Below are 12,144 nucleotides of genomic sequence, written 5' to 3'. Positions count from 1 at the left end.
GACCTAGGTCGGCGCAGGCGCGCGATGCTTCTTCTTGCGGGCATACTTCGACACAGGCTTGTGTGCTCCGTGGGCATTCGGAGATCCGGCGTGAGGCTTTTGCGGCTTGGAATGGGCTCTCGGCGCGTCGCCTTTGCGGTGCGGGCGGCCGCCGGGCTTTGCCTTCTTTCGATCCTGCCAAGGCGTTTTGGCGCGGAAGTCCGCCGGGCGGTCTGACGAGGTGACGGGTTTGGCGTCTCCACGTTCACGCGCCGGAGCCGCGTGGGTGGGATTGCCCCTCATTCCGGCATCGTCTCCCATTGTCGGGCCGATGCGGGAGATCCGCCCTTCGTTGGGCTTCATGGCGCGCGCGGCGGTTGCGAACTTGTCGGCGAATTCGGCGGCGATCTGAAAACGCGTGTCGCGGTCGAAGATCTTGATGGCGCCGATTTCAGACTTCGTCACATCGCCGGCACGGCAGAGGAGCGGAAGCAGCCAGCGGGGATCGGCCTTGCGCTCGCGGCCGATATCAATCCGGAACCACACCATCTCGCGGCCATGATCCCTCGCGGGACGCGGGGGGCGGTGCTCGCCGGCGTTCGCGCTGCCGTTTCGATCGTGCGGAGTGTCGCTCAGAGCTTCCCGCGCGTGATCCGGCCGGTGTTGGAAGCGCTCCCGCGACGACGGCGAGCGAGCCTCGCGCCGGGGCGGCGGGCCTCTGTCCTCAGCCAAGTCTTCCGGCGCCGGAAGCTGGGCGCGATGCGTGCGGACAAGAGCGAGAGCGATCTCGTCGGCCGTGCGTCCGGCCTTGAGGGCCTCGGCGAGCTTCATGTCCTCCTCACTCGCAGGGTCGGTGAAGATGGAGCTGGCGAGAAACCGCTCCTGATCGCGCGCGCGGATCTCTTCCGCCGTCGGCGCCGGGCCCCACGTGATCTTCAGCTTGGCACCGGCCAGCAGCACATCGGCCTTGCGCCGGCGGTTGAACGGCACGATCAACATGCACAAGCCCTTGTTGCCGGCCCGGCCCGTGCGTCCCGAGCGGTGCAGGAGCGTTTCGGCATCGTTGGGGAGATCGGCGTGGATGACGAGTGCGAGCGCGGGCAGGTCGAGCCCGCGCGCCGCCACATCCGTCGCGACCAGAACGCGGGCGCGACCGTCGCGGAGAGCTTGCAGCGCATGCGTGCGCTCGTTCTGGGTCAATTCGCCTGAAAGCGCCACGGCGGAGAACCCTCGCTCGACGAGGCGCGCGTGCGTCCGCTTCACGGCTTCACGCGTCGAGCAGAACACGATCGCGGCGCCCGCCTCGTAGAACCGAAGCACGTTGACGACCGCGTTCTCGGTATCGCCGGGCACGATGCGGATGGCGCGATAGTCAATATCGGCGTGCTGCTCGTTGCGCCTCAGCGTCTCGATGCGGACGGCGTCGCGCTGGTAGCGGCGGGCAAGCGCTTCGATCTCGCGCGGCATGGTGGCGGAAAACAGCAGTGTCTGGCGGCTTTCAGGAGTCGCGTCGAGAATGAATTCCAGATCCTCGCGGAAGCCGAGATCGAGCATCTCGTCCGCCTCGTCGAGCACGACGGCGGCGAGCTTGGTCAGATCGAGGCGCCGCCGCTCCAGGTGGTCGCGCAGACGCCCGGGCGTGCCGACGACGATATGGGCGCCGTAGCCGAGCTCGCGTGCCTCCGCGCGTGCGTCCATTCCGCCGACGCAGGTGACCACGCGCGCGCCGGTGTCCTTGTACAGCCAGTCGAGCTCACGCTGCACCTGGAGCGCCAGCTCCCGCGTCGGTGCGATGACCAGGGCCAGCGGCGCGGCGGCCTGGGGCAGGCGTTCCGCGTCTCCGAGCAGCGCCGGGCCTATGGCCAATCCAAAGGCGACCGTTTTTCCCGAGCCGGTCTGGGCCGAGACCAGCAGATCGCGCCCGGCGGCGTCGGCTTCGAGAACCGCAAGCTGCACGGGGGTCGGGACCGAGTAGCCGCGTGCCACAAGGGCGCGTCCGAGCGCGGGATGAGCCGACGGGAAGGTCATGACGGGGGGCGCTTTTCAAATAAGGGCGGCGCTGACGGCTCCGGTAGGGGAGCCGACGCCACTGCCTGGGATTTCGCGATCCGCGATGCCTAGTTGGTTTTCCGCTTTTCCACCAGCGGACATGTTGGCTCGCCCTCCGGCTGGTTAAGTTGGGGCCAATCCCGGCCGGTGGGGCAGGCCGGAGCCGGAGATGGGCCGTTCTTGCGCCACGTCGCGCACGGCCACTGTGGTGGTCGGAGCATGACCGGAAGGAGACATCCTCCTCGTCAACAGGCAGCACTGCAGATGGACGCCTGGACCGATCAAGGATCGGCGCGTCCGAACTCCATGGGCCGCATCGTCAGTGCGATTGCATGTTGGCTGACGGTCTCGGTTTTTCAGCAATCCAAATTTAATTATAGCCCGCAATAATTTGCTGCATCCGCAATGATTCGGGTCCGATCTGACTCGGCTTTGCCGGAGGCGCGTCGCGTCCGTATGGCGGAGCAAGGCGGACAATCGCCCCTCTCCACACGACGTGAGCCAGGGGGGCCGACGTTGAGACTAGGTGCGAAGAACGGCGCCCATGCCGTGGGCTACCGCCGATCCTTGTTTCCGACGACCGCGGCGATGTTGATTGCCTGTGCGGCTGCCGATCTTCGGCCAGCGCGTGCGCAATCGGTGACGGGCGTTGGCGTCAATCCGGGTGGCACCGTGTCGTTGCCGCACTGGTCGGTCGGTAGCGACCTCGACGTTGGTAGTCCCAGTCCTGCTGTGGGCACGCTCGTCATCCAGGGTGGCGGCACGGTGACCAATGACACCGGCTTTATCGGCAACGGTGTCTCCGAGCAGGGAGAGGTCACCGTTTCGGGCCACGATGGCAGCGGCAATGCCTCGACCTGGACCAATAACGGGGATCTCGTTGTCGGTCAGGACGGCATGGGTATGCTCCGCATCGAAGATGGCGGTGTGGTGTACAACGATTGGGGCTATGTCGGCGCCGGGGCCGGCAGCCAGGGCGAAGTCATCGTTTCGGGCCGCGACATCAACGGCAATGCCTCGACGTGGACGAGTTCCGGTCAGGTCTACATCGGCGACAACGGCGCAGGCCTGCTCACCATCCTGGATGGCGGCGTGGTGAACAGCGGACTGGCCTCTATCGGCGCCAATGTCGGCGGCACCGGTACGGTCGTTATCTCGGGCCGCGACATCAACGGCAATGCCTCGACCTGGAACGTCACCAACCAGATCTATATTGGCGACGGCGGCATAAACAACACGCTCGGCGTTCTGGACGGCGGCGCGTTGAACAGCGGACAAGGCCTTATCGGCTACAGCAGCGGCGGCGAGGGCTCGGTCGTCGTCTCGGGCCGCGACGTCAACGGCAATGCGTCGATCTGGAATGCCGCCAACAATATTTACGTGGGTTTCTCAGGCGACGGCACGCTTGATATCGAGGATGGTGCCGCCGTGAGCACCAGTGCGTCGGGCGGCGGCGCTGCCGCTGTTTTTATTGGCTACGCCGCCGGCGGCACGGGCACGGTGACAGTCTCGAGCAGCACCGGCGATTTCTCGAGCTTGACTGCTACCGACCGTATCGAGGTGGGTTCCGATGGCACCGGCACGATGACCGTTGGCAAAGGCGGCTTCGTAAGCGTGGGTAGCGACGTTCGTATCGCCAATGGCAGCACGAGCAGTGGAACGCTCCATCTCAACGGCGATGCCACCGGGCGCGGTATTGTCGAGACCGGCTCAGTGATCCATGGACTCGGTGCCACCGCGATCCTCGACCTCAACGGCGGCATTCTGCGAGCGACGCGAGACGAAGCCAATTTCCTCAACGGCTTTGCGACACTGACCATAGGCGCCGAGGGCGCATGGTTCGATAGCAACGCACACGACATCGCGGTCAGCACCGATTTTTCCGGTACGTCGAGCTTCAACAAACTGGGCCTGGGCAAGCTGACGCTGACCGGCGACAGCTCCGGCTTCATCGGTGCGGCCACGGTGTCGGCGGGCACTCTGGCCGTGAACGGCGTTGTGGGCGGCACCATGGCGGTCGTGGGCGGCCGGCTGCAGGGTATCGGTCAAGTCGGCGACACCACAAACTTTGCCGCTGGCACGGTCGCACCTGGCAATTCGATCGGCGTGCTCACCGTTGCCGGAAATTATGTCGGCAATGGCGGAACGCTCGAAATCGAGACCGTGCTCGGTGGCGACAGCTCGCCTTCGGACGTGCTGGTGGTGACTGGCGACACGTCCGGCAATACCAGCGTGCGGGTGATCAACCTCGGCGGAGCCGGTGCTCAAACGATCGAAGGCATCAAGATCGTCGATGTCGGCGGGGTTTCGGGCGGCCAATTCACGCTACTGGGGAATTACATGTTCCAAGGCGACCCGGCGGTGGTCGCCGGCGCATATGCGTATCGCCTCCATCAGGGCAGCGTGAGCGCGCCGGCCGACGGCGACTGGTATCTGCGCTCCTCCCTCTTCGACACGGCCGGTCCGTCGACCCCGCTCTACCAGCCGGGCGCTCCCATCTACGAGGCCTATCCTGCCGTGCTGCAGAGTTTCAACGAACTCGGCACGCTGCAACAGCGAGTCGGCAACCGCACGTGGTCCAATGGCGCCGTCGAGACTGTTGCGCGGCCCGATGCCGCCAGCGGGACTTGGGCCCGGATCGTCGCCAGCCATGCGAACGCCGATTCCAAGTTCTCCACGACGCGTGCCGACTACGAGAGCGACGCCTGGCAATTGCAGGCCGGCGCTGACGGTCAGTTCTATGCCGGAGACGCTGGCGAGTTGATCGGTGGTCTGTGGGCACGCTACGGCACGATTTCGAGCAACGTCGGCTCGATCTTCGGCGCGGGCTCCATCGACAGCACCGGGTACGGAATGGGCGGAGCCTTGACCTGGTATGGCGCGGGTGGCTTCTACCTCGACGGCCAGGCTGGGCTCACCCGGTATGACAGCGATCTCTTCTCCTCCACGGCCGCCACCCGCCTGGTCGAGGGCAACAATGGCTTCGGCTATGCGCTGGGCCTGGAAGCGGGTCAGCAGATCGCGTTCGGATCCAACTGGTCGGTTACCCCGCAGGTGCAGCTAGTGTATTCGGAGATCGACTTCGAGGACTTCGCGGACGTTTTCGCCGCCGCCGTGTCGCTGGCCGATGGTGATCGTCTCAAAGCCCGTCTCGGCATTTCCGCCGACTACCAGAACAGGTGGACCGGCGAAACCGGAGAAACCAGCCGCCTTCACGCCTATTGGATCGCCAACCTCTACTACGATTTCAGGCCGGAGACCGCCGCGCATCTCGCCGGAGTCAGTCTCATCAATGAGCGGGAAGCGCTTTGGGGCGGAGTGGGCGCCGGCGGCACGTACAGCTGGGCCGACAGCAAATATGCCATTCGTGGTGAAGCTGCGCTCAACACCAGCCTGATCGATTTCGCCGACAGCTATGATGTCACCGGGACCGTAGGATTCGATGTCAGTTTTTGAGCGGAGGTCATCATGTGCCGTTCGCTCTCGATATCGACTGATATCGAGTTCTGCTTCCGGCTCGAAGCAGTCGTCAGAGACGGGGTGCCTGGCGGTGGGAGAAGCTCTGCGCGCTAGTGGGCAAGCAGCGGAAGCAGCGCCTTGGTGACGGCGCTGTTGCCGGCGAGGACGTCGCCGGTCGCGAGCGCCTTGTCGCCGCCATTGACGTCGGTGACGAGGCCGCCCGCCTCGCGCACCAGGACGATGCCGGCGGCGAGATCCCACGGCTTCAGGTTCCGCTCCCAGTAGCCGTCGTAGCGGCCGGCGGCGATGTAGGCGAGATCGAGCGCGGCCGAGCCCGAGCGGCGCAGGCCCGCGACCTCCATCATTACGGTTTTCATCTCTTCGAGGAAGCGCGGGTGGCCCGGACGGCCGCGATGGGGAATGCCGGTCACGACGACGGCGTCGGCGAGCGTCTTCCTGGCGGCCACGCGGAGGCGGCGCTTGTCATTCAGGTACGCGCCCTTGCCCTTCTCGGCGGTGAACAGCTCGTCGGTCGCGGGATTGTAGACGACGCCGGCCACCAGCACGCCGTCGCGCTCGAGACCGATCGAGATGGCGAAGTGGGGAATGCCGTGCAGGAAGTTGGTCGTGCCGTCGAGCGGATCGACAATCCAGCGATGGGTCTTGTCGACACCCTCGATCTCGCCGCGCTCTTCCATCAGAAAGCCGTAGCCCGGGCGAGCCTTCGACAATTCCTTCCAGATGATGTCCTCGGCCTTGTGGTCGGCGGCGGAAACGAAGTTGGCCGGTCCCTTGACGGAGACCTGAAGCTGCTCGACCTCGCCGAAGTCGCGTGCGAGCGAGCGGCCGGCCTTGCGGGCGGCCGCGATCATCACGTTCATCAAGGCTGAGGCAGGCATGGCGGCGATGCGTTCCGGGATGCCGCGCCGGGTGGCGCGGGCTCATCAAGGGGGTTGGGTTGGCAGGCTCTGACGGTTTCGGGCTGGAACGTCAACTGTTTTTGCTGTGCGGCGGCCGCAACTGCTTAATGGTGCGCCCTTCGATCACGGCATGGCCAAGACCTGCTTCTTCTCGCGCCATTCTGCTGCGGCGGCCTGGGCCTTGGCGCGATCCGCATCGGGGAGCGCGGCGACATAGAGGTCGAGCTTGTCATCCACGACGCCCGCGGCCTTGGCGATCAGGCGCCACTTGGCGGCCTCGATGGGATCGGATTGCACGCCGACGCCTTCGGCATAGAGATGCCCGAGGCGGTTCTGGGCGCCGGCGACGCCTTTGTCGGATGCGGACTGCAGGAGCGCCACAGCCTTCCCTTCGTCGACCTTCAGGCCGCGGCCCTGCAGCAGCATGACGGCGTAGTCGTACTCGGCGGCGGGCAGGCCCTGCTCGGCTGCCTTGGCGCTCCAGCGGGCGGCTTCGAGGGCGTCGTTGGGAACGCCATTGCCCTCAAGATAGAGGGCGGCGAGATCGTATTGAGCGGTGGCCACGCCTTTCTCGGCCGCATAGCGGATGTGCTGGGCGGCGCGGAAGGGGTTCTCGGGCTTGCCGGTGCCGCGCAGGAACATGAGACCGAGATTGTAGTTGGCGACGGGATCGCCGGTGGCTGCCGCTTTTTCGAACATCTCGGCGGCGAGGTTCATGTCCTTGGCGACGCCGCGGCCCTCGGCGAGCATGGTGCCAAGCGCCTGCATGCCCTGGATGTCACCCAGCTCGGCCGCGCGTGCGTACCAGCGTGCGGCGGTGGCATCGTCCTTCGGAACGCCGAGGCCGTCGGCATAGATGCGGCCGATCAGCGTGTGGGCCTCGGGATCGTCGTGCGCGGCGGCCTGCTCGGCGAGTTTGAGAGCCGTCAGGTATTTGCCCTGGTCGAAGGCGAGGTAGGCTGCGTCGTCGGCCGGAAACTTATCGGGCTCGGACGCGAGATCGGCCGGCGCCGACTGTCCCCATTGCGGAAGGTAGGGCGTCAGCATGCCCGTGGCCGCGAGCCCGCCGATGACGCCCAGGGCAAGGCCCGCGCAGCCCAGGATGACGAGATTGATCGTTCTCACGACGACTGCTCCTCAGGCCGCGTCTGCGGGTGCACCGAGCGCGGCGATGAAAGGCTGCGCCCAGGACGCCATTTTTTCCGCCGGCACATCGGCGGGCAAGCGAACGGCGACGAAATCGGCGCCCGTCCGTGCAAGCTCGCGTGCGTCGGCGGGGGTCCCGGCGTCGAAGGCGACCGCGGGCACGACGAAGACCTCGACCCACCACGACAGGAGATCGCGCTGCGTGGCGCGGGCTTCGGCGGGATCATCGGCATCGGGCAGCAGGCTGAAGGCCACGTAGTCGGCGCCAGCCTCGCCGAGGGTCATGGCGTCGTGACGCGAGTCTCCGGCGTCGGCGCCGACGATGGCGTCAGGTCCGAGCGTTCCGCGCGCCGCCTCGTAGGCGTCCTCGATCTCGGGGCGCCAGGAGAGGTGGACGCCATCGGCGTCGAGCCTTTGCGCTGCCGGCACGTCGTTGGCGAGAAGGACGGCGACTTTCCGCGCGTGTGCCGCCTCGATCAAGGCCCGGGTGGCGGCGGGATCGAAGGCACCGGATGCGGGTGGCGTCAGGATGAGGGTTATGGCGCCGGTGGCTTCGAGCGCGGAGGCGATGCGGGTTGCTCCGTCTGCCCCGCTTTCGGCGGAGGCGACGAGGCAAAGGCCAGGGGTTGGTTGGGCGCGGCTCATGTCGCTCGGGGCATGTCCCTCGGTAGATATTTTAGTGCCAGCGGGCAGTCCGGCTCAGCTCTGCGAGCGTATCCAGCTCAAATCAGGCGGAAAAGCGACCCTTCTGCTCATGTGGCTGAAATGCCCTTGGAGAACAGGTCGTTGAGTGGAAACCGGTCTGTTCCCTCAGAGGCGTTGCGTCTATCGTGGCGGTGCGAATCCGGTTTTTCGCGTCGCGTTTGCGTACTGTTTAAGTACCATGCATGGGCATGAAATTGCCATGCTGGATCTGCACTTGTCTGGGATTCTAGTGGTGCCGCGTCCCGCTTTGACGGAGCCAGATTGATGCTCACGACTGCTTTCACGCGTGTTGCCGCCACTGCGGCCGCAGTTGTTGCGTTCGCTATCTCGGCCTCGAACGTCGGAGCGCAAACCCCGCCTGCCACTGCGCCCGCGGCGACGCCGCCTGCGGGTCAGACGACGGGGGGCATTCCCGAGAACAAACCCGCGGCAACCGCGCCTGCGTCTCCCGCCGCGACGACTACGGCGCCGACGGCCACCGGGGCAACGGCTGCTCCGGCCGGTGAGACGAAGCCGGGCGAAGCCGTCGCCAACGCGGCGACGCCGCAGCCGTCTCAGACCGCTCCGTCACCTGCTGCCTCTCCGACGCCTCCAGCCACGACGGCTGCGCCCGCATCTCCGTCTCCGTCCACGGCGACGCCCCCCGCTCAATCGGCGGCACCGGCCCAATCGGCGGCACCTGCGCCGGCCGCAACCGCTCCCGCAGCGGCGCAACCGGCTGCCGTTGCTCCGCCTCCCGCGCCTCCGGTCGATCCCGTGGTTGCCGCGGTGCGGACGTGGCTCGGAACGGCGGCGAATACCTCCAAGGCGAACAAGGACGATGTGGCGGCCGCCGTCGCGTTCTATGGTGCGCGCACGCAGGGTCCGCTCTGGGTCGAGAGTTCGGGTTTCAACGCCAAGGCCAAGAGCGCCATCGACGAAGTGCGCAAGGCAGACGATTGGGGGCTTTCGGCGGCGGCGTTCGATCTGCCGTCGCTTGCCGCATCGGCTGCGACCGACGCGCAGGCCGACGCCGAAGGCAAGCTGACGCTCGAGCTTCTCAAATACGTGCGCTTCGCGCGGGGCGGGCGCGTCAATCCGCAGTCGCTGTCGCGCATCCTGGATGTGACGCCGCCGATCAAGGATCCGAATACAGTGGTCACGGATCTCGCCGCGGCCTCGGCACCGGACGCCTATCTGCGCGAGCAGCATCCGAAGCACACGCAGTTCCAGCTCCTGCACAAGGCGCTGCTCAAGGCGCGCGGTCCCGCCGAGCCTGCCGTCGAGGTCGATCCGGCGCTCAAGGTCAGCCTGCCGCAGACCAAGGAGACGCTGAAGGTCGGCATCGATCATCCGAACGTGGCGCTGCTCAGGCAGCGGCTCAAGGTGCCCGCCGAGGGCGGGGCCAAGGACACCCTGTTCGACGAGAAGCTCGAGCTCGCGCTCAAAGCCTACCAGGTGGAGAAGGGCATCAAGGCCACCGGGCAGCTTTCGGGAGCGACGCGTGTTTCGCTCAATAAAGAGGTGGACGCCCAACGCGCGCCGGATCCCGAGCGCGGCACGCAGCTGATCGTGCTCAACATGGAGCGCTGGCGGTGGATGCCGGAGGATCTCGGGCGCGTCTATGTCTGGAACAACATTCCCGAGTACACCACGCGCACCTTGAAGGGCGACGAGGTGCTGTTCAAGGAGCGCATCATCGTCGGTCTGCCGCAGTGGGCGACGCCGGTGTTCTCCGAGAGCATGAAGACCATCGCCTTCAATCCGTCGTGGGGCATGCCCGACGGCATCAAGATGCGCGAGCTGCAGCCGCGTCTGCGTGCGGCGGGCGGCGGCGACTTCTTCTCACAGCTGTTCGGCGGCGGAGGCGGTGGCGGTGCATCGATCCGGGCGTACGGCCTCAAGGTCTATCAGAACGGTCGGGAGATCAATCCCGACACCGTGAACTGGAGCACGGCGGACGTGCGCGCCTACAGCTTCATTCAGCCGCCGGGCGGCAAGAACCCGCTCGGCACCGTGAAATTCCTGTTCCCCAACCGGCACGACGTCTACATGCACGATACCATCGAGCGGGCGTTGTTCGCGCAACCGAACCGGGCGCTGTCGCACGGATGCATCCGCGTGCAGAACCCGACGCGCTTTGCCGAGATCATGCTGATGGAAGGCAACGGTCTCACGCAGGCGGCGGCGGATGACGTCATCGCGGGCGGGGGAGAGATCAAGCTCAAGAACCCCATCCCGGTGCATATCACCTACCTGACGGCGGTCGCGGACGCGGAGGGGCGCGTGTCCACCTTCAGCGATCTCTACGGGCATGACAGCCGGCTTTCGTCGGCGCTCACCGGGCGGGCGATCAAGTTCGATTCCGGCCCGGCTCCCGAGGTCGTGGCTGCGGACGATACCGAGTACACGCCGGTGAGCACCTCGAGCTCGAACTCGAAGAAGAAGAAATCCAAGCAGCCGCCTGAGACGCTGTCGGACGTGATCTCGGGCTTCTGGCTCAACTGACACACGCGCGCGGCGAAGACGCATTTGCAGATGGCCAGGCTCAGCGCCTGGCCATTGGCGTTTCGAGAGGCCGATCGCCCTTTGCCTTCAAAAACAGTCAAGGCGCAACGAGGGGGGCTCGCTGCGCCTTGCTGCTAAGCCCTCGTCCCAAAGGCCGAAGACTGTAACGTTGGGGCCCATTCCGGTCGGTCGGTGTGCAGGGACACGCTCGCGTTGCCGCGCGGCGCTCCGCACCGGGCCCAACGAGACAACGCGTCAGCGGCGATGTTGTTCCGCGGTGCGTGCGAAAAATCCCGAAAAAAATCCGAGAGATAGCTCTTTCCGAGAATAAGGCGCAGGTGTCAGGCGGCCTTCTCTTGCTTGGCGTCCCACTTGCCGAGCGCGGCGAGGCTGTTCATGCGCGCGCGGTGCGCGAAGGCGCGCTGGCCGGCTGCCACGTTCTCCGGCTTGCCGCCCCAGGCCTTAAGCGCCGCTGCCTGAAGCGCGCGCCCGTAGGAGAAGGTCAGCGCCCACGGCAGATTGCCGGCCGCATTCATCAGCGAGAGGTGCTGGGTTGCCGCCTCGTCGGATTGTCCGCCGGAGAGGAAGGCGATGCCGGGCACGGACGCGGGCACCGTGGCCTTGAGACAGCGGAGGGTTTTCTCTGCAACCTCTTCAGGCGAGGACTGGCGGGCGCTCTTCTGGCCGGCGATGACCATGTTGGGCTTCAGCACCATGCCCTCGAGCGAGACGCGTGCGTCGTAGAGCTCGCGGAAGACCGTGCGCAGCGTCCACTCGGTGACGCGATAGCACTCGTCGATGTCATGGGCGGAATGGGGTCCGTCCATCAGCACTTCGGGCTCGACGATCGGAACGATGCCGGCTTCCTGGCAGAGCACCGCATAGCGGGCGAGGGCATGTGCGTTGGCCTTGACGCAGTTCCAGGTGGGGAGGCCGTCGGCGATGGTGATGACGGCGCGCCACTTCGCGAACCGGGCGCCGAGCGCGTAGTAGTCGGCGAGGCGCTCGCGGAGGCCGTCGAGGCCTTCGGTGATGGTTTCGATCTTCGACGTGGGGCCGGCGAGCGGCTTGGCGCCGGTGTCGACCTTGATGCCGGGAATGGAACCGGCGGCCTTCATGACGTCGACCAGGGTGGTGCCGTCCTTGGCCTTCTGGCGGATGGTCTCGTCGTAGAGGATGACGCCGGAGACATAGTTCTTCATGGCGTCGTTGGCGCGGAACAGCATCTCGCGATAGTCGCGGCGTGCGTCCTCGGTCGAGGTCAAGCTGATGCTGTCGAAGCGCTTCTTGATGGTGCCCGAGCTTTCGTCGGCGGCGAGGATGCCCTTGCCGGGCGCCACCATGGCTTGGGCAATATCTTCGAGCTTCTCGGTCATGGCATCTGGTCCCATCGATGTGA

7 protein-coding genes are annotated in these 12,144 nt (G+C 66.2%); 2 read left to right on the top strand and 5 right to left on the bottom strand.

Annotation, left to right across the window (positions count from 1 at the left end; all coding sequences use genetic code 11):
- Positions 1–3: 3 nt before the first annotated feature.
- Positions 4–2,007, bottom strand: a complete 2,004-nt coding sequence (locus QZV93_RS13245; protein ID WP_295559096.1) for a DEAD/DEAH box helicase — start codon at positions 2,005–2,007, stop codon at positions 4–6.
- A 693-nt stretch (positions 2,008–2,700) separates the two neighbouring features.
- Here QZV93_RS13245 and QZV93_RS13240 point away from each other — a divergent pair.
- A complete protein-coding gene (locus tag QZV93_RS13240) occupies positions 2,701–5,484 on the top strand; it encodes an autotransporter outer membrane beta-barrel domain-containing protein (RefSeq protein WP_295559099.1) in 2,784 nt (927 codons plus the stop codon).
- Positions 5,485–5,597: 113 nt separating this feature from the next.
- Here the strand turns inward: QZV93_RS13240 and QZV93_RS13235 are convergent, their stop codons facing one another.
- From QZV93_RS13235 to QZV93_RS13225, 3 genes are all read right to left on the bottom strand, one after another.
- Positions 5,598–6,386, bottom strand: a complete 789-nt coding sequence (locus QZV93_RS13235) for an inositol monophosphatase family protein (RefSeq protein WP_295559095.1) — start codon at positions 6,384–6,386, stop codon at positions 5,598–5,600.
- A 144-nt stretch (positions 6,387–6,530) separates the two neighbouring features.
- Positions 6,531–7,532: a tetratricopeptide repeat protein gene (locus QZV93_RS13230; RefSeq protein WP_295559094.1), complete on the bottom strand. Its 1,002-nt coding sequence runs from the start codon at positions 7,530–7,532 to the stop codon at positions 6,531–6,533.
- A gap of 12 nt (positions 7,533–7,544) precedes the next feature.
- The gene (locus tag QZV93_RS13225) at positions 7,545–8,198 is read right to left on the bottom strand and encodes a thiamine phosphate synthase (protein ID WP_295559093.1); all 654 of its coding nucleotides are present in this window, start codon (positions 8,196–8,198) and stop codon (positions 7,545–7,547) included.
- 324 nt (positions 8,199–8,522) lie between these two features.
- Here QZV93_RS13225 and QZV93_RS13220 point away from each other — a divergent pair, with 324 nt between their 5' ends.
- Positions 8,523–10,745, top strand: a complete 2,223-nt coding sequence (locus tag QZV93_RS13220; protein ID WP_295559092.1) for a L,D-transpeptidase family protein — start codon at positions 8,523–8,525, stop codon at positions 10,743–10,745.
- Between the two features lie 341 nt (positions 10,746–11,086).
- On the opposite strand, the gene QZV93_RS13215 is transcribed toward QZV93_RS13220, so the two are convergent.
- Entirely contained in the window at positions 11,087–12,121 is a 1,035-nt protein-coding gene (locus QZV93_RS13215) for a class I fructose-bisphosphate aldolase (protein WP_295559091.1), read from the bottom strand.
- Positions 12,122–12,144 lie beyond the last annotated feature (23 nt).

This window comes from uncultured Hyphomicrobium sp., assembly GCF_902826555.1.
Classification (GTDB): Bacteria; Pseudomonadota; Alphaproteobacteria; order Rhizobiales; family Hyphomicrobiaceae; genus Hyphomicrobium_C.
This window is presented reverse-complemented; position numbering and strand designations above follow the sequence as displayed.

Coding starts and splice junctions, on each gene's coding strand:
- QZV93_RS13245 (WP_295559096.1), bottom strand. CDS start 2,007: ATGACCTTCCCGTCGGCTCATCCCGCGCTCGGACGCGCCCTTGTGGCA.
- QZV93_RS13235 (WP_295559095.1), bottom strand. CDS start 6,386: ATGCCTGCCTCAGCCTTGATGAACGTGATGATCGCGGCCGCCCGCAAG.
- QZV93_RS13225 (WP_295559093.1), bottom strand. CDS start 8,198: ATGAGCCGCGCCCAACCAACCCCTGGCCTTTGCCTCGTCGCCTCCGCC.
- QZV93_RS13220 (WP_295559092.1), top strand. CDS start 8,523: ATGCTCACGACTGCTTTCACGCGTGTTGCCGCCACTGCGGCCGCAGTT.
- QZV93_RS13215 (WP_295559091.1), bottom strand. CDS start 12,121: ATGACCGAGAAGCTCGAAGATATTGCCCAAGCCATGGTGGCGCCCGGC.